We start from the raw sequence: 16,161 nt of genomic DNA on the forward strand, positions 1-16,161 counted from the left end.
ACCAGGGTGCCTGACTTGACTCTATACAGCAAACCATCCACCAAGTAGCTTCGCATGTATCCGCCCTGCTAAGTACATATTTTCTGAGCGACCTATCACGCAGAGGTTTGCTGGATAAGCAAAGAAAAAAAGAGTCAAGATGTTTGCGACGATAGCAAACTATCCAAAATTTAAGCATGTTAAAAATTGTAAAATATTAAAGTCTTTTATCCAATGGCACATTATTTGGTTGTATGTTAGTATTCATAATTTAGGTTAATAATTGGTTAGTTAGTAAAAATCCTGAAGCTCCCCGCTTCAGGATTTTTTTAATACACCCTTATGGGTATATGTGCACTTGTAGATATTCTTCATTATGCTTACCGTTAGCTTTGGCGTTTTCGCTCTTTAACATGATCAAGAAAACCGTCATTGGTGCTTCATTATCTTGCTTTTGTTCAAAGATGAACATCTTTTTGTCCGCTATCGAACAGCTAAAATAACGCTCAAAAATTTAATCAGCTGATAATCTACCGCTTACGCTTTTTGGCAAAGCTGTTGCAATCTTATTTACAGATGGCAAGCGGCCAGTAGTTTGGTTAAGCTCATCGGTAAAATATTTCACCGATCAAAGTTCCGCATTTACCGAGAAACAGCCGCAACCCATCTAATAGGTATTCATCAGCAGGCATCAGCGCCGTACTTTTGAGGTATCAAATAGGAAATAATAACATTAAAATATTTAAAGACATTAAAAAACACAACCATGAAAAAGACATTAACAACCATCGCAGCAGCCATCATCATGATCAGCTCATTCTCTTCTTTCGCAGCAGAGAAAACCAACCCCTTAAAGAACGTGGAATCTACCAAGGTGATCAACACCTACCTGGAAGCGACAACGCTTGGCAGCATCGAACTGAATAAATTCCTTTTTGCGGATGACTTTCAGTACAGCAACAGCGCAAACAATGACACCTTTAACAAGCGCGAATACACCACGTTCTTAAAAGCGCATAAAGGCGTAAACTTTGACTGTAAGACTAGCTATGAGATCTTGGATCAAAGTGGAAAGGCTTGTATGGCAAAAGCAACGATGGTATTTGAGAAGTTTACGCGTGTGGATTACATCACGTTGAGTCAGGATCAGGATGGTTGGAAAGTGAGCAAGGTAGTGACTACTTACCCCTAATAGCATCAAAATTTTTGTTTCAATACCGCCATGTCGCGAGACATTGCATTGTTTAGTTTAGTTATAAAGTCTGCAGCCTTGCAGACTTTGTTATTTTTAAGCCCTGTACTTTTCAGTGGATATGATCGCAGCGAACTTTTTATCGGAGGGAATTGCTCTTATTCGTTTGGGAAAACAACGTATTCGTGATCGTATCTGAAGTCTGGTGTTAACGAGAATGCTAACGCACATTTAGATCCCTTTAATACGAATGGGCCCTTTGATATGATCGATATCGACAGGCTCTCCCTTTTGTGTGATCACCACTTTCCCCTGCTTCTGCAATGCAATCGCTGCTTCAACGATTTCCTGCATATGCGCACGCCAATCGGCTGGAAAAAGCTCCCTGGCGATCTCTGACGGACAGAATGTTTTTTCATCACCACGCGCCTGTGCTGTTGATAAGATACTGGCGATTATTTTATCATCCTTCATAATAGATGAAACGCAAAGGGGCATGTGGAAGTTTTTACGAGATCGCTTTAGGTATCGTTACTTGGTAGATCGCGTCGTACATGAGGAGCTCACCTGTTTGCTACATGAAGAACGCTCAAATGGGAATCCCTCTTTGTATTCCCACGGGCCGCCTCTATATATCCACAGATCCACACCGATTGCCCGAGCCGTAAAGGGCGTGAAGCTTTCACTAAGCTCATGTAATAATGCTCTTGAGGCAGCGGGCGTGACCTTATTCTGTACCGTAATATGCGGCATAAATCGCTGTTTATCCTGTGGAATCAGATCCTTGGCAAACGCATTACCTAACTTCTGGTGGAGCTGCTGTAAAATACCACTCTCGATTTGGAAAGCGACTCCGGCTCCCAGATGCCGAAGACCGGTAACCTGCATGTCGAAAGGTTCTTGGATGATCTCACCTAACACGGTAAAAGTGTGCGTGCTGTCCGGCAATTTGTGAAATAATGTTAGATGGGCTTTTAAATAGTTCCGCTCGACTGGAAAGTGCTTTTTACGAAGCGCATCAAAAAAGGCTTGGCTCTCCTCATCTAGTCGAAGCGTCAATATATAGGTTATGCTGTCTTGCTTCTCTTGCATCGCTCTGAACAATATTTAACTTCATCCCAATTCTTCTGCCATTTTTTGCGCCAAGTAAATGGCCTTCCACAGGCTGCGCAAATCTTCTGCGGTAGATCATGCTTTTTAACCCCGTTCATCTTTCCATTGCTTTTTCATTGCAGCATATTGCGCATTGGCCTCGGCCTGCTTCCATCGTTTATAAAACACGTCTGCAGCAGCGGCCTTTTCCAAATCGCCGGTGCCGCGTTCCAGTAGGGCATAATCCTGATCCTTATCGTACTTTTTCCCTCCCTTGTAGTTCGCATAGCGTCTTGCGCGCGTATAGCCCATCTGCAAATACTTGCGAGCCATGTCTGCGCCGACAAAATCAGCTGCTTTTAGATAGTCCTCGAACATCGCGAAGATCGTATCACTACTTTCCTCGGCAATGGCTTCGGTCTTGAAGCGCCAGTGCTGGCCAATCTCCGATTTATACGGCTCACAGATCAGCACGCCCTGCTCCCCCTTACCCACACGGTATTTCCATGGGCTCGCTCGATAGTTGATATCGGGCTTCCATGGATAGTCCTTTTTATCGAAGTTCAGGTAGCTCGGCTGTCTACTTTTCATATAATTAATCCCATCGCTATACATATAAGACCCTTTTTATGTAGGAAGAGTTTGGTAAGAGCTATGGTATTTTTATAGAGGTCTTTATTCGCCAGATAAATAACTGTTTGCAATACCAACATTGACAAGGTTTTAAGCTACACCATCAACAACAACGTGGGTTTAGGTTTATTTTCCATCGAGCCAATGTATAATATTTAGAAGAAATTGCGCATTTTGTGCCGCTGCGGGATGATTCATACCTCTTTTTTCGCTTTTGATACCCTGAAGCTGCGCAGAAAATGGCGCACCGTCACCAAATATAACTATCCTACCTTTTCCAAATTTCAAATATGCCCCGTTCACCAAACCTCTTCCCGAGATATAGGGAAGGGTGTTGGGCAGGGGGCGTTTTATCTGCGAAACATCGGTTGGCAGATAAATACGATAATCCTCGCCCAATACAGAAATGGCCTGGGCGTTAGGGGGCACAATAAAGCCTGTGCCACCCCAACACATCATGCTGTCTATTTCTTTGCCCGGCGGGTCAGTAATCTCATTTGAGGTAAGCGTCTTTCTCTGCTTTGAAAACAATTCTGGCAATCCATCCTTTCTAAGTGCGAAACCATTGACAATATTGATTCCGAATCTTCCCGCCAAATCGTTAACAGAGGCGCCGCAGGGCATATGATCCGTGATAAGAAATAGCCTTCCACCCGCGGCAACCCAACTGGATAATGCATCGATTTCCTGCTCAGAAAAAGCTGATCTTGCCGGCAAATTCCAATCTTCCATATCATACATCGCATTTACCGTTACAAATATTTTTCCTTTTGCCAAAAGATCTGGGCTCAAATTCTCCGTGGTGCTTGCTATATGATAGCCATCTTCCAGCAGCAACCTACGGAACGCTGAGTAGGTTCCCTTTAACGTTGCTGCATTATTATGTGCTTCATCAAACAAAATCAGTGGCCCACCAGCTTCCTTGTACATGGGGGAAACTAGTGTGTAATGAAAATTCTCATCGGATACCTGTTGTGCAATGCTGTAGGCATGCCCTATGATCGCCGCTAACCCTATAACAAGAAATCTTCTTTGTATCTTCTGCTTTGTCATCGCGACCTATTTATCTTTTAACCAGATATCGTTCTCAAAACAGGTAACATGGATTGCTTCCCCATTGCTCAACATGAATGTCAGTGGAAAAGTGCCGTCTTCATTCAAGAAAAATGTTTCTGATCTAGGCGTAAATGTAACCTCTTTATCATCCCACATCTGCTTTAGCGTTAATCCTTGCTGTGTGGATAGAATCTTTATCTTATGGTTATTGTCACCACTAAAAGTATACGTCCCTTCTAGCCTTTTGAGTTGTTCTGCGGATAACGGTTTGCTTTTTCTTGGATCAAATCCCACTTTTGCTGTCATTATCCTTCCCAGTATCTTTGCATGGTTAAAATGGCCGGCACTATCTCTTAGAAACTCGATTTTGTGACCTTCATCTTTTGATTCGAAGTTGGTTTGGTCAATCCTGATGAGTTGGTATTCTTTGTTATCCCACAATTGTCTGGCCAATAAAGAAGTGTCTTTCATCTGAAACTCAATAAAGGCAATTCTATTTGGAAGTTGGTAATACCCCACCAGTTGATCGAGTGATACCATTGCCGATCTGTGAGCATTTGTCCGAATAACAGCGCCCCTATCCTGTGCAAAACATTTTCCGGGAAGCGACGTACTTCCAAATAACGTAATCCCCATCATGATGCAGATTTTAGGGCTGCTTGTGAAATTGAATGTTTTCATTGTCTTCATTGTTTTTTTATGAAGCAATGATAGCCCATAATACATGGAAAAAGTTCGAATGGATACAAACGAACAGCATTGCTAGTCAAACCGCCTTTGCGTTTGCTTTAATGTATTCTTTCGGAGTTAAAGTGGTAGCTTTTTTAAAAGTGGTATAAAATGTGGTTTTGGAGTTAAAACCAGCTCTGATAGCAATGCCGAGCATATCTAAATGTTTGGTGTCGGCTGATAATAGCAGTAATTTTGCTTCTTCGGTCCGCAGCTCATTGATAAACTGATAAAAGCTCTTTCCAAGACCGTTATTGAGAATGTAGGATAGTTCATGCGTGCTGATGCCAACTTTGCCGGAAAGTATTGATAGTGTCAGGCCGGGGTCGAGATACATTTTTTCATCGATTGTCTTCCGCATGACCATATTTTTCAGCTCCTGGACCTGTTCAGCGGTAAGCCTTTCGGTCGAGCCTTTTTTTGATGCACTTCCCTCCAATTCTCTGGGCTGATATTTTTCAATTGCGTAGATTGATTTTTGCGTGAGCGTGGAGTAGGCCAACATCATTATCCCTAAAAAATATAAAACAGGAGCGATGTAAGTTATGTGGAGGTTCAATAAGTCAAGGAAACGTATGAGCATCAAGAACAACACAGAAATCAATAGATATCTTAGCCATTCCATATTTACATTTTCGGTAAACGACGCCATCATCTTTACATTTTTTTGGTGACCAAGGAGCAGAAAGAAACAAGTTACCCAATAGTACACCATCTGACCGAAGAAGAAATACCGGACGGCAAACCTTATCCACGAAGGTAATTCAGGTAGACGATTTTGCTCATTATAAAGATCTGGGATGACATACACCAAAGAAAACATAAGGAACATAATCCATGGAACGAAGTGGAAAATCCAATCTTTTCTTATTAATGACGGCGATGTGTAGTGGCTTACCGCCATAAAAAGGCAGGGTAGCATAGCCCATCTTGGCAGTTCGAGTACATGGACTAGCAAGTCTCCGCCAATTCCAAATCCTTCCAAAAAGAGTTGGATAAAATTGAATGCCAGGATGCAATAAAAAGCGCCAAGCCATCGGTTGGCTCGGGTATCCACTTTATCGCCCCCCATAAAAAGCAGGAATGCCAATAGCCATAGCGCTCCGCCTGAAAAGGCATAAAAGGCAGCTAAAGTGTTTATGTCGAACATCGAATATTTCAAACAGTTTGTCTAAAGTTAGGGTATTTGTATTAAAATTTTAAGCTACATCCTCCAAATGGGAATGCCGATCCAACCGTGAATCGAAAGTAAAACCACCAAGTAGAGCAAAAATATGGAATTGAAAGCAAGAGGTAGCTTTATCGACTTTTGCATTTTCGGCCAGCGCTTGCATAATAAATATGCTCCGATCAGCACGCCGATTCCGAAGAAAAGCATACCTGCAAAGATGGAAAAACTTGTTGTATTGAGGGTCGTGAACAGCTCCTTGTTAATCGCATCGGTCAATCCCATTTTGCGATAGGCGAGCAGAAAACATATCGTTCCCAAAGCGGGCGAACAGGCTATGCAAAGATCTATTGACTTTATTTTTCTGAACAGGACTAACGGTATGCCTACTAAGGTATAGATTATGGACATTACAGCAGCGAACAGCCCTAGATAAATAAGTATCTTCTGGAATAAGATTGGTCCATATGATGTCCTAACGTAAAAATTGTTTCCATCTCCCTGAAAAAATGGGCGACCATTATCATCACTGCCGATGATATATGAAGGAATTATGTTTCCGCGAGAGCGAAAAAGACAATTTCCCATATGGATCAAGGAATCAAGCTGTCCATTTCCTTTGTCGACGACAAGTTTGTCATTCTCAATTGCTAAAAGATTGATTCCACCGAATACTCGCTTGTGAAATTCCCACCGTTCATTCTTGGGATTTATGAATTGGTAGTAGCCTAGCAATGGTTCTATTTTGGCCCGATCTATTATTACACTATTCATCATTGGCGGCTCCAGGTCCGTAGTTAAAAAATCCTCAATAACTTGGGATACCGGCCATAGATTTGCATTGCAATTCGTGGAAATAGCATAGGCCAAACCTACCTCACGGTTAAAAAATATCCAGGAACTAAAACCTTCACCTTTGCCATTATGTCCTCTAAACGTCACTTTCTTATTGTTTGGAAAAAAATCGTTTCCCAATGCATATCCTGTTTGCAGTCCGTTTTGGGATGCAAGTGTGCTGTGGATTTTTTCCATCTCAGCAATGTCCCTTTCACTTAATGGATCATTTCCGTTCTTTTTAGTAGTATTTAATAGATAGTGCAGGAACTTAGCCATATCAGATGCATTCGACACCAGTGCACTGGAGGCCCCGTTGCTTCCTGGTATATAATTGGGAAATACGGTAAAGCGTCCGTTTCTATAGTCATATCCTTTAGCATACGTTGGTAAACTTTCGCCACTTAAATCGAATAAGGTATGATCCATTTCTAGCGGCTTCAGCAATGTTTGATTGATATACTGATCCCATGGGATGCCAGAAACTTTCTCCATCACGTATCCCAAAACGTTATATCCAGGATTGGAATATGACATGATTTTACCTGGTTTCCAGCGGCAATTCAGCGAATTTTCAATCTCTTCAATAGCTGCGATCCCTGTTAGTGGTTTTCCTGTCGTATTTACCATCTTATTTAAATGAATATCCTCAAATCCAGCTGTATGTTCCAAAAGATGCACGATTCTTACAGGGTTCGTGGACTCCCAATTATTGGTATATGATATTTCGGGAACACTTTTCTGCAATGGATCATTGAGGTTTAATTTGCCTTCTGCAATTAATTTTTGGATACCCATGGCTACAAAAAACTTTGTGATGGAAGCCAGATGAAACTGCGTAATACGATCAACAGGTGTTCGTTTCTCTAGATCGGCATAGCCCAATCCCCCCGAAAACAAAATGCTATCCTTTTTTACTATGGAAATCATTAATCCTGGCATGTGTTCTTTATCCAGAATTACGTCGATTTGCGCTAACAATTGACGTATCTCTGACGTCTTAGAGTGGCGGCACTGCTGTTGGGCATTTGCCTTGTAGCATATTAAAGACGTTGCAATTAGTGGTAATAATATCTTCAAAAGCTTATCCATTTGTATTGATTTTTTGACAAATCGGATAAATGTCGCCTTAACTGAGTTCGTTTCTATCCAACCGAACTAAAAAAAGCAATATTGAAAACGCTGACCTTGATTTATTAGTTGCGGTGGTTCAGTATCTGGAAAAAGAAAATAAAGGTCGGAATAGGGAAGATCAGGGGCTGTGGTTCAATGTACAGCAGCGCGATGTCTTACCGCAGCTGGTACGCGTTGGAATAGACGGAATTATCACAAAGCCTTCAAAAAGCGACAGCAACTTCTTTCTGATCAACATCAGTCCCGGCCAAAAGGAACTAGATCATCTGATTTCAAAACACGGGAAAGATGCAGTGGGTGATGTACTAAAAGAATTTGGTGTGAAGATGATGGATGAATACGCCCACAATTTTAAACGGCCGGGCGTAAAGGATAACCGTAATCTCCTTTGGTTCGGAAAGAAACTATCTATTTCAATATTCGCAACAGACTTTCCAAAAGATGTCGCACTGATTGTATTGTTAATATTTGAAACGCAGAATTGACAAGTAGTTATGGCTCTCGTTTCATATTTATAACGACAGCCTCTATTGAAAAATAAAAATAACCTTTGCAAATAGTAGTAAATATACTACCTTTGTGTTGTGGAGTTAAAGATGTGTATGGCGATTTAAGGCATAAATTTTCCAGACACATTTAAACTAATTTTGTTATGAAATCAAGTGAATTCCACAGATTTTTGCGAAAGAATGGCTGGAACCATGTCCGCACTAGTGGGTCTCACTACATCTATGAGAAAGATGGGAGAACTTATCCCATTCCCTATCATGGTAGTAAGGAAATTGGAGAGGGCCTTCGCAAAAAAATCATGAAGGATCTGGGGCTTAAATAAGCTTCAGGTTCTCATGAAAGCTAAAAAGGGACAACATTATGAAAACCTTGAAAATCATCATCGAGCGCAGTGCCGATATGTTCGGTGCTTATGCAGAGAATGCCGAAGGCATCTATGGCGGAGGAGATACGGTGGAAGAAGCAAAACAGTCCATTTTAGATGCTATAGACATTATTAAAGAAGAGTTTACACCGGCAAACATCCCAACTATACTAAAAAGTGATTATGAAATTATATATCATTTTGATGTGGAAAGCCTATTAAACTACTACAAAGGAATCTTTACCAACTCGGCTTTAGAGAAGATTACTGGTATAAACCAACGACAGTTACAGCATTACTCTTCTGGGCTAAAGAAGCCTCGCCAACCCCAACTGAAAAAAATAGAGGAAGGGCTTCATCGACTTGCTGCTGAATTACAGGCACTTGAGTTAGTATAGGTTTGTTTAAAAAACTATAAAGGTGTGATCATTGCCCGGTCACGCCTTTACTCTAAATATTATTTAAGGCCTTACCTTTCTTCTTTGAGCTTTTTGACTTCCACGGTAAGGTCAAGCACGGCCCTGCTCAAGTCAGCAATGGACTGCGTCTTAACACGGTCTTCTTCGATAAACTTTTCTAGCAAGTCGATCAGCTTTTCTGCACCATCGGTGTTGAAAGTCGGTTTTGTATGCTGACTATGACTTTGGTCTATAGCATGGTCATTAAATGTATTAGTGTTGTTCTGAATATTATAAATAACATTTTCATCCTTAAAGGATTTAACGAAATCAGGAGTGACCCCCAATGCGCTCGAAAGTTCGGCCAATAGTGGCTCGTCAAGCGCCACCATATTTTCAAAGTCGGAAATCCGCTGTTGGGAATACCTGCCGCGGCACATCTGCCCGAAAGCTTCCTGTTTAATTCCGCGTATCTCGCGGATGCGCTTGATGTTATGGCCGATGTGCATACTCTCGTCTTTTTCCGTAAAATTACTGTTCATGTTCGATGAAAATTATGGTCTGGTATCTTACCGGTAAACCGGTAGAAAACCGCGCCTGCTCTCTGTAAAAATTCAAATAACTTTGGTATAAAGTTAAACAATATCACAACGATAGACAATAGCTGCTGTTCTTTGATCTGCCGCCATATACCGAACCTATCCGGTTAAACAAAAGATAATCCATATTCCGAGGCTGCTTGTGCCGCCGTAGGGTGAGGGCAGTTGACGCTCACCAAGCATTCCCTTACATAACTAGGGATGTACACAACTCACTTCAAATCTTATACTGTCAATTTAATCGAGGGATAGAACGGAACTTTGTACTGGAAGATCGAATTGCAATTGGCTGCTCCCAAAAAGTACCGAATGATGAAAAAGACAAAGGGCAAACTGCAGTCCGAAAGATTCCTCCGCTTGCTCAAAGAGGGTGATGAGCGTGGACTTGACTATTTCTATACAAATTACTATGGATACCTTTTTCATAGATCATTAAAGGCAACCAAGGACTTCTGCCATTCGGAAAGTATCGTTCAGGAGGCGATGCTCTGGCTCTTCCGTGAAAACCTCTCCTGTTCGGATGATGTTACGTCATTTTTGAAAACGCAGGTCAGCGGTTCACTTCATACCTACTTTGTAAGTGCGAAATATAGGTTTCACCGCAGGTTCCTACAAATGGACGGTATAGAAGATTATCAGGATTTTCTGCTTCCAGATGAAACGGCAGATGAAGAGCCTGATTATCTGCTGGAAATAGATACGCTCGAAAAGGAGCAGCAGGACCAGCTTTCCCGTATCTATGCCCTACTTCCAAACATGGCACCGCGTCAGCAGCTTTTTATACAGCTCTGCCTGAAGCACAACTTTGATTATTCACGTATTGCCAGTTACCTAGGTGGAATATCCGACTATGAGGTAGCCATGCAGGTGGAAAGGACACTGGATACCATCCGCACGGTGTTCATGGGACATAGCAAGATCGAGCTGCTGACGACATCATCCCGTATCGTATCGGAGGGTGCTCTAGATAGCGATCAGACCGAGATATTACGCATGCGTTATGAACTGCAGCTTTCCTTTGAGCAGATCGCAGATTCATTGGGACTTGACAGTAGCACGGTCAGGAAAATTTTCGTGCAGGCGCACGCAAGCATTTCTTCGGGCAAAAAAAGTCGGCAAAAAATAAGAACGTACGAACGTAAATGGCATGATACTAACAAAAAGAATCCAGTTACAGATCGACTGTAGGGAACCGGAGAAACGAAGGGAATACTATGCCAGAATATTTGGATGGCAAAACGTTGCTTTCCGCGCAGCGAACCTTGTGGTTACCCACCAGTTCCTGTTGCAGCGCATCAGCGAGCTGATGTACCTCAGCGAAGGCGCCAAAGTGAGGCTCTCGGACGAGAAGGTTAAAAGCGAAGGAATATTGAACTGCTCAAGAATGAGTACAACCTACCGTGTGATTTCCGGCCACTACAAAGGTAAGCTGCCGTCCTACATCCTCAGCGCGCTCAACCGTTTGGCTATCCGAAAATACGATGCGCAGCAATCGGCATACTGGAGCGGTGAGCGGAGCCTGTCCAATCATAAAAAAGATATGGCGATGCCGTTTTCCGGTGCTGTTTTCCGGCCTGTAAAAGAGGAAAGTGGAAGGAACTTTGTATTCAAACTTTTCAAGGTTCCCTTTAGAACCTATCTGGGTCGGGACAGATCAGATAAATTTAATATACTTAAGCGCGTTGCAGGCGGCCAGTTAAAAGTATTGTCCGCAGCGCTTCAGATCGTAAAGGGCAAGATATTCCTTATCATCTCCTATGAAGCTAAAGAGGCTGCTAACAGGTTGGAAGAGCATGTCATCGCTGAAGCCTCACTTTCTGCGCAGCATCCCATAACCGTAACCATAGGCCGGAACAGTCATCAGATTGGCAGCACTGAGGAATTCCTGTACAGGAGGATGGCAATACAGTCCGCAAGAAGCAGGCTGCAGGCAGCGGCGGCCTGGAATCGTGGAGGTCACGGCCGCAAGAAGAAGGAAAGTGCCGTGCGGCGACTCGGGGACAGGGAAAAGCGGTATGTGGAAGCCAAGCTTCACCTTTATAGCCGCAAACTGATTGATATCTGCACGCGATCCGGAGCGGGAACACTGCTATTGGTCAACCAGTCGGCAAAGGAGGAAGCCGCAAAAGAAGATGTTTTTTTGCTGCGAAACTGGAGTTATTATGGTCTGGTTACAAAAATCAAATATAAGGCCGAGCTGGCCGGTATAAATGTCATTGTCGAGTAGGACTGGCAACTTAGCTAATAGGCGAATAATGGTGCTAATTATGTGTCTAGCAAAGTAGCTAATGCAGTAGCCAAAAAATTTGCTAATTGGCCAAAGATTTAGCGTGTCCATTAATATGTTTATCGGCTATACCCCAACATTAAATCTTCGTTAAACCCATCTGATGACACTTCCTGCGCGCAAACATGGCCGTATATTCGCCTGTCAATTCAGATAGATAATTGGGTTAGTCAGTAAAAGATCCCGTTACTCCCAGCTTCGGGATCCTTTTTTTGGGTGTCTGCGTATTGCCCGGCAAAAAGCAACGAGATAGTCCAACTTTCTAAAATCTTTGGCCTTGAGCCTGTAAATTTTAGGGACAACCAATGGATTAAAAGCAAAGTTACTTCGCCAGCGTGGCATGCCCCCTGCGCTTTGATACCAGCGCACCCAATAAAAAACTTCACAAAATGGGTATCCGCTGAAAAAGCGCAGCCTCCTTCGCTTCGCCATTTTGATCTTTTTTTCTTTTTGCATGGCAAGCTATTGTCTCGTAGGTGGGTGGCGTTAATCAATTTTTTGCTTCATTTTATTTATACTGCCATGAAAAACAGATTCATCGCCAACGAATTGCGCGTATCCTACCACAAAAACCTAGAGCTTTCTGTCGAAAACTTTAAGAATGTGAACAATTCCAAATTAATGGAAAAAGTGTTCCGAATGATCTGGGATACCGATGAAATGGAGGTGCGAGAAAGCTTTTATGCGATATTCTTTAACAGCAAACTAGATGTCATTGGGTATCGGAAGATTGCCGATGGGGGAATTGATGCAGTCTATGTAGATACTCGCCTAATTATGTCATCTGCATTATTATGTAATGCCATCAGGATCGGAGTTGCTCATAACCACCCTTCGGGAACACTCAAACCAAGTGGAGCCGACAGACAGATTACGCGTAAGCTGATAGAAGCAGGGAAAATTTTAGATATCCAAGTCCTCGATCATCTCATATTGACCGAGCAAACTTATTATTCATTCAGAGATGAGGGATACATATAGTCTCTCAAATATCCTTCGTTTTGTGAGACAAATGCGACGATTTACGTTGAAATGTTTATTTACTTTCGACATGTAGGTTTTTGTAGATACTTACTATATCGAAGTAAGATTTTAATCACTCATTCCATAGATCTTTCGAAACTCGGCTTCAATTTCTTCAGAGATTTGTTTAAGTTGGGCTAAAATATCTGTAAATGCGCCCATACTCCAGATTCCTGCGATATATAGCCCATTATTAGCTTCAGCATTTAATTGGATATTTTCTTCTGATCGTTCTGGAAACAAGCCGTCAATAAACGTTTCAATAAATATGTCAACTGTTGGAATAAGCGTATCAATTTTTTCGCAAACTTGAGAAGGGAATAAAAGCCGGTTTTGATAATAAGTTTTTTTGAATTCATGTCTACATTTCACCAGATAATTTACTTCTTCGTCAGCAGATACATGTTGAGTAAACTTTTCACCATTCATCATGTTGTCTATAGTTGATGTCATTCTTTGAAACTTCTGGAAAGTATCATGTATTGCGTCAACTTGTTTTTGATGCTTTGTTTGAAATTTAACAAGTTCCTTATCAAGACTAGCTTGAAACTTCATTAGTGTTTGTTCAGACGCTCTTTCAGCGATCAATTCAATTTTTTTTACAAATAATTTCCATATTACGACAAGAAACGCAGCTAGAATTATAACAACCGTTGCACCCCCTATCCCAAACATCTGTTCGATTTTGGCTAATCTCTCAACAATGTCATCAATTTCATTCATATTATATTGGTTTTACGAGACAAGATGAATCTATCGTTAGTCACTTGATGAAGCTCTTTATGGTGCTGTTATTATCTATTAATTCTATTGTTTACCAACTGATAAATAGCAGCCTTTAAAACTTGCCAGCATAGTTTTGCCGTATGTTTATCAGGATGGAAATTAGATCCAACTTGTTGGAGAGGATGTATGTAATTACGAAAGTCTCGAAGAACATGACTAAATTTTTTAACATCTTCCTTTAATAGCCCTAACTCATATGATGTATCAATTAGATTCATTAAAGTCCACTCATGAAACTGCTTAACCTTATCATCCTTTTTAGGTGCGGTTTTTGCCGAATTATATTCTTTAGGGTTTGCAATCGCAATACCTAGTAAGACCCCTTCTAGTGAACTTCCTGATAAAAAAATTACTGCCAAAGGAGCATTAGAGTTAAAGCAGTTTTTTATTTCGTCAAATCTAGCCTTTACTACGGTGGTAACACTAGTATGTAGCCCTAATTTGTCAAGTTCAACTTCTTCAAATTCTTTGTCTAAGAAAGCATCTTCTTGGATGATTTCTTTTTTCTGAGTATCAGGTATTTTAATCTCGTTAACTCTTTGAAAAGTGATCTCTGTATTGTTCCTAACAACTTTCCACTTGTCGAAGGCCATGTACTGGTTTATATCAGCAATAAAACTATCTAGCTGATCAAATTTTCCTATGTAGTTGATGGGGTTGAAAAGGATTTTAAACAACTTGTCCAATTCCGGCGTTCCGTTTATCTTAGCTAGTTTTTGATCCGTATATTGCCATCTTGATGGGAAGCCTTGCCCGTAACTATCTCTGCTGCCAAGAGAATTAAATAATTTCACCAATTGAGGCCCTTTGCGATATTCCGTTTCTTCATTGATAAGTTCTCGTAGTCTTTCTAAGGTTTTTTGGTTGAGGTACATAAGCTCTAATATTATGCTATTCACCGGTTAATTAACGCAGGTGTTCGAAACAAAAATACTGAATTTTCCTTGGTTTCGTGAAATAGACATCCATTTTTTAGCTAGATATGAACATCGGTCGCTCGATCAAAATAATTTTTCTAAGAATGTATAAAATAACTATTTTTACAATATCAATTAAATGAAATTATGGATCTAAATGAAGTGCGATTCAATTTTTACAAATTGAGTTTCACACCAGTGAAAGCCAATGAGCATCTTCGACAAAAGGATATATTGAACAAGATTATCCAGGCTTGCACTCCTAAATTTATTAAAAATAAGGTTTACCTTATTGATAGATATGAAAGTAGAATTTCCACCGAACGGAGAGAACTTTTTATAAGCTACATTACCTACAATCATTTAGAGAATAGGTATAAAGGTACCATAGCACTTATTAGGAATGGTAAAAAGCCTTTTCTTAAACCAAAAGAAAGCTATCAACTTGTCCCTTTGGATTCTCTAGACTTAGGAACTCTTACTGAAACCACACATTTCTTCATAGACACGTCATCAGATAAACCCTATCTTTGCGTAGAATTTAATAATATCGGACCACGGATAAGTGATATTGAATATTACTTTAGAAATTTGGGACAAAAGTATCTGAACATTACTAAGAAAACAGAAGTCGAGGTATTTTTAAAAAGACCTATAAAATCAGTCCTAGAAAATTTAAAAAGCGTATTAAGCTTCGATTTTAAAATTGAACCAAAGAAAGTTCCTTTGATAGACAAAACCGTAGCAAATAACTATTTCACGTCTTTTAATAACTTAAATAGCAAATTTGACCCAAAATTTCTCTCGATGAAGGCATACTATCAATCAAGAGGCAAGAACAAAAATGGAGACAGTATTAAAGGGTTAGCATTTATTAAACAAATGTTACAAAGTTTCTCAACAGGCCATACAGATTTGGACACATTTGATTCCTTTACATTAGAATACTTAGATCAAAATGATGAGTATGATAAAATCAATTTTATCAGAGACCAAAAGGAGATAGTGATACATGCCGATCTAAAGTCCGTGGTTAAAAATAGGGACTGGTATGATCTAATAAAAGTGGATTTTGATGAGTTTATGGCTTCTCTACATGAATAAAATAATCGATATTTATTTCAGATGTACTATTTTATTCGACATAATAGTAGGGATAGTTTTTTGTGTGTGCCACTATAAAATAGCTTCCTGTCCATCTGTTGATCACGTATCATTTATTGCATCCGAAACCCTCTCCATTATTTTAACTATGGCCGGTTTTGTGCTGACATTTTTAACCATAATAGTTACATTCAAGGAGAGTTCTAAGGAAATATCGACAGAGAAAGATATTACTACTATAAAAGAACATTTTTACAATTCTACGTTATATCCAGAAACGGTTAAGCATATAAAGAACACCCTGAAATCCCTTATTATTGCAAGTATATTTATCTACATGGGGCGCATATTTGTTT

General features: G+C 40.6%; 19 protein-coding genes. 8 read left to right on the forward strand and 11 right to left on the reverse strand.

What is annotated here, in order from left to right; all coding sequences use genetic code 11:
* Positions 1 to 745 precede the first annotated feature (745 nt).
* Positions 746 to 1,171, forward strand: coding sequence for a nuclear transport factor 2 family protein (locus IE165_RS04915; protein ID WP_189625488.1), 426 nt, complete (start codon positions 746 to 748; stop codon positions 1,169 to 1,171).
* A 231-nt stretch (positions 1,172 to 1,402) separates the two neighbouring features.
* Here the strand turns inward: IE165_RS04915 and IE165_RS04920 are convergent, their stop codons facing one another.
* From IE165_RS04920 to IE165_RS04955, 8 genes are all read right to left on the reverse strand, one after another.
* Positions 1,403 to 1,669 (reverse strand): DUF3253 domain-containing protein, encoded by a 267-nt coding sequence (locus IE165_RS04920; RefSeq protein ID WP_229826356.1) that lies wholly within the window; start codon positions 1,667 to 1,669, stop codon positions 1,403 to 1,405.
* 33 nt (positions 1,670 to 1,702) lie between these two features.
* The gene (locus tag IE165_RS04925; RefSeq protein WP_189625489.1) at positions 1,703 to 2,263 is read right to left on the reverse strand and encodes a 2'-5' RNA ligase family protein; all 561 of its coding nucleotides are present in this window, start codon (positions 2,261 to 2,263) and stop codon (positions 1,703 to 1,705) included.
* Entirely contained in the window at positions 2,239 to 2,382 is a 144-nt protein-coding gene (locus IE165_RS18615; RefSeq protein WP_189625490.1) for a DUF2256 domain-containing protein, read from the reverse strand. The genes IE165_RS04925 and IE165_RS18615 overlap by 25 nt, the downstream gene beginning before the upstream one ends.
* On the reverse strand, positions 2,369 to 2,854 hold the full coding sequence (locus IE165_RS04935; RefSeq protein WP_189625491.1) for a DUF4385 domain-containing protein: 486 nt from the start codon (positions 2,852 to 2,854) through the stop codon (positions 2,369 to 2,371). Before IE165_RS04935 ends, IE165_RS18615 begins: the two co-directional genes overlap by 14 nt.
* Before the next feature lie 168 nt (positions 2,855 to 3,022).
* Positions 3,023 to 3,949 carry a DUF4350 domain-containing protein gene (locus IE165_RS04940; RefSeq protein ID WP_189625492.1) on the reverse strand — a complete coding sequence of 309 codons (927 nt, stop codon included), beginning with the start codon at positions 3,947 to 3,949 and terminating at the stop codon, positions 3,023 to 3,025.
* Between the two features lie 6 nt (positions 3,950 to 3,955).
* Positions 3,956 to 4,642: a hypothetical protein gene (locus IE165_RS04945; RefSeq protein ID WP_189625493.1), complete on the reverse strand. Its 687-nt coding sequence runs from the start codon at positions 4,640 to 4,642 to the stop codon at positions 3,956 to 3,958.
* Positions 4,643 to 4,718: 76 nt separating this feature from the next.
* The gene (locus IE165_RS04950; RefSeq protein WP_189625494.1) at positions 4,719 to 5,753 is read right to left on the reverse strand and encodes a helix-turn-helix domain-containing protein; all 1,035 of its coding nucleotides are present in this window, start codon (positions 5,751 to 5,753) and stop codon (positions 4,719 to 4,721) included.
* Between the two features lie 132 nt (positions 5,754 to 5,885).
* Positions 5,886 to 7,775: a serine hydrolase domain-containing protein gene (locus IE165_RS04955; protein ID WP_262891171.1), complete on the reverse strand. Its 1,890-nt coding sequence runs from the start codon at positions 7,773 to 7,775 to the stop codon at positions 5,886 to 5,888.
* 113 nt (positions 7,776 to 7,888) lie between these two features.
* Between IE165_RS04955 and IE165_RS04960 the strand changes: the two genes are divergently transcribed.
* The 3 genes from IE165_RS04960 (at position 7,889) to IE165_RS04970 (ending at position 9,089) form a co-directional block, all read left to right on the forward strand.
* Positions 7,889 to 8,302, forward strand: coding sequence for a DUF5712 family protein (locus IE165_RS04960; protein ID WP_189625496.1), 414 nt, complete (start codon positions 7,889 to 7,891; stop codon positions 8,300 to 8,302).
* Positions 8,303 to 8,469: 167 nt separating this feature from the next.
* Positions 8,470 to 8,649, forward strand: coding sequence for a type II toxin-antitoxin system HicA family toxin (locus tag IE165_RS04965; RefSeq protein WP_189625497.1), 180 nt, complete (start codon positions 8,470 to 8,472; stop codon positions 8,647 to 8,649).
* Positions 8,650 to 8,687: 38 nt separating this feature from the next.
* On the forward strand, positions 8,688 to 9,089 hold the full coding sequence (locus IE165_RS04970; protein ID WP_189625498.1) for a type II toxin-antitoxin system HicB family antitoxin: 402 nt from the start codon (positions 8,688 to 8,690) through the stop codon (positions 9,087 to 9,089).
* 71 nt (positions 9,090 to 9,160) lie between these two features.
* Here IE165_RS04970 and IE165_RS04975 read toward each other — a convergent pair whose 3' ends face one another.
* On the reverse strand, positions 9,161 to 9,631 hold the full coding sequence (locus tag IE165_RS04975; protein WP_189625499.1) for a helix-turn-helix domain-containing protein: 471 nt from the start codon (positions 9,629 to 9,631) through the stop codon (positions 9,161 to 9,163).
* Positions 9,632 to 9,997: 366 nt separating this feature from the next.
* On the opposite strand from IE165_RS04975, the gene IE165_RS04980 reads away from it, so the two are divergent.
* The 3 genes from IE165_RS04980 (at position 9,998) to IE165_RS04990 (ending at position 12,956) form a co-directional block, all read left to right on the forward strand.
* A complete protein-coding gene (locus IE165_RS04980; RefSeq protein WP_189625500.1) occupies positions 9,998 to 10,876 on the forward strand; it encodes a sigma factor-like helix-turn-helix DNA-binding protein in 879 nt (292 codons plus the stop codon).
* Complete coding sequence (locus IE165_RS04985; RefSeq protein WP_189625501.1) at positions 10,836 to 11,915, forward strand: hypothetical protein; 1,080 nt, start codon at positions 10,836 to 10,838, stop codon at positions 11,913 to 11,915. Before IE165_RS04980 ends, IE165_RS04985 begins: the two co-directional genes overlap by 41 nt.
* A gap of 582 nt (positions 11,916 to 12,497) precedes the next feature.
* Positions 12,498 to 12,956: a JAB domain-containing protein gene (locus tag IE165_RS04990; protein ID WP_189625502.1), complete on the forward strand. Its 459-nt coding sequence runs from the start codon at positions 12,498 to 12,500 to the stop codon at positions 12,954 to 12,956.
* 111 nt (positions 12,957 to 13,067) lie between these two features.
* Here IE165_RS04990 and IE165_RS04995 read toward each other — a convergent pair whose 3' ends face one another.
* Positions 13,068 to 13,721: a hypothetical protein gene (locus IE165_RS04995; RefSeq protein ID WP_189625503.1), complete on the reverse strand. Its 654-nt coding sequence runs from the start codon at positions 13,719 to 13,721 to the stop codon at positions 13,068 to 13,070.
* Between the two features lie 71 nt (positions 13,722 to 13,792).
* Complete coding sequence (locus IE165_RS05000; protein ID WP_229826357.1) at positions 13,793 to 14,683, reverse strand: hypothetical protein; 891 nt, start codon at positions 14,681 to 14,683, stop codon at positions 13,793 to 13,795.
* 165 nt (positions 14,684 to 14,848) lie between these two features.
* On the opposite strand from IE165_RS05000, the gene IE165_RS05005 reads away from it, so the two are divergent.
* Complete coding sequence (locus tag IE165_RS05005; protein WP_189625504.1) at positions 14,849 to 15,805, forward strand: hypothetical protein; 957 nt, start codon at positions 14,849 to 14,851, stop codon at positions 15,803 to 15,805.
* The last annotated feature ends 356 nt before the right edge of the window (positions 15,806 to 16,161 follow it).

This window comes from Sphingobacterium griseoflavum (genome assembly GCF_014653155.1).
In the GTDB taxonomy this organism is placed as follows: Bacteria; Bacteroidota; Bacteroidia; order Sphingobacteriales; family Sphingobacteriaceae; genus Sphingobacterium; species Sphingobacterium griseoflavum.

Excerpts from the sequence above, each read along its gene's own strand:
- IE165_RS04935 (WP_189625491.1), bottom strand. The coding sequence starts at position 2,854 with ATGAAAAGTAGACAGCCGAGCTACCTGAACTTCGATAAAAAGGACTAT.
- IE165_RS04920 (WP_229826356.1), bottom strand. The coding sequence starts at position 1,669 with ATGCCCCTTTGCGTTTCATCTATTATGAAGGATGATAAAATAATCGCC.
- IE165_RS04985 (WP_189625501.1), top strand. The coding sequence starts at position 10,836 with ATGATACTAACAAAAAGAATCCAGTTACAGATCGACTGTAGGGAACCG.
- IE165_RS04995 (WP_189625503.1), bottom strand. The coding sequence starts at position 13,721 with ATGAATGAAATTGATGACATTGTTGAGAGATTAGCCAAAATCGAACAG.
- IE165_RS04980 (WP_189625500.1), top strand. The coding sequence starts at position 9,998 with ATGATGAAAAAGACAAAGGGCAAACTGCAGTCCGAAAGATTCCTCCGC.
- IE165_RS04975 (WP_189625499.1), bottom strand. The coding sequence starts at position 9,631 with ATGAACAGTAATTTTACGGAAAAAGACGAGAGTATGCACATCGGCCAT.
- IE165_RS04970 (WP_189625498.1), top strand. The coding sequence starts at position 8,688 with ATGAAAACCTTGAAAATCATCATCGAGCGCAGTGCCGATATGTTCGGT.
- IE165_RS18615 (WP_189625490.1), bottom strand. The coding sequence starts at position 2,382 with ATGAACGGGGTTAAAAAGCATGATCTACCGCAGAAGATTTGCGCAGCC.
- IE165_RS04915 (WP_189625488.1), top strand. The coding sequence starts at position 746 with ATGAAAAAGACATTAACAACCATCGCAGCAGCCATCATCATGATCAGC.
- IE165_RS04940 (WP_189625492.1), bottom strand. The coding sequence starts at position 3,949 with ATGACAAAGCAGAAGATACAAAGAAGATTTCTTGTTATAGGGTTAGCG.
- IE165_RS04925 (WP_189625489.1), bottom strand. The coding sequence starts at position 2,263 with ATGCAAGAGAAGCAAGACAGCATAACCTATATATTGACGCTTCGACTA.
- IE165_RS04955 (WP_262891171.1), bottom strand. The coding sequence starts at position 7,775 with ATGGATAAGCTTTTGAAGATATTATTACCACTAATTGCAACGTCTTTA.
- IE165_RS04945 (WP_189625493.1), bottom strand. The coding sequence starts at position 4,642 with ATGAAGACAATGAAAACATTCAATTTCACAAGCAGCCCTAAAATCTGC.
- IE165_RS05005 (WP_189625504.1), top strand. The coding sequence starts at position 14,849 with ATGGATCTAAATGAAGTGCGATTCAATTTTTACAAATTGAGTTTCACA.
- IE165_RS04990 (WP_189625502.1), top strand. The coding sequence starts at position 12,498 with ATGAAAAACAGATTCATCGCCAACGAATTGCGCGTATCCTACCACAAA.
- IE165_RS04965 (WP_189625497.1), top strand. The coding sequence starts at position 8,470 with ATGAAATCAAGTGAATTCCACAGATTTTTGCGAAAGAATGGCTGGAAC.
- IE165_RS04950 (WP_189625494.1), bottom strand. The coding sequence starts at position 5,753 with ATGGGGGGCGATAAAGTGGATACCCGAGCCAACCGATGGCTTGGCGCT.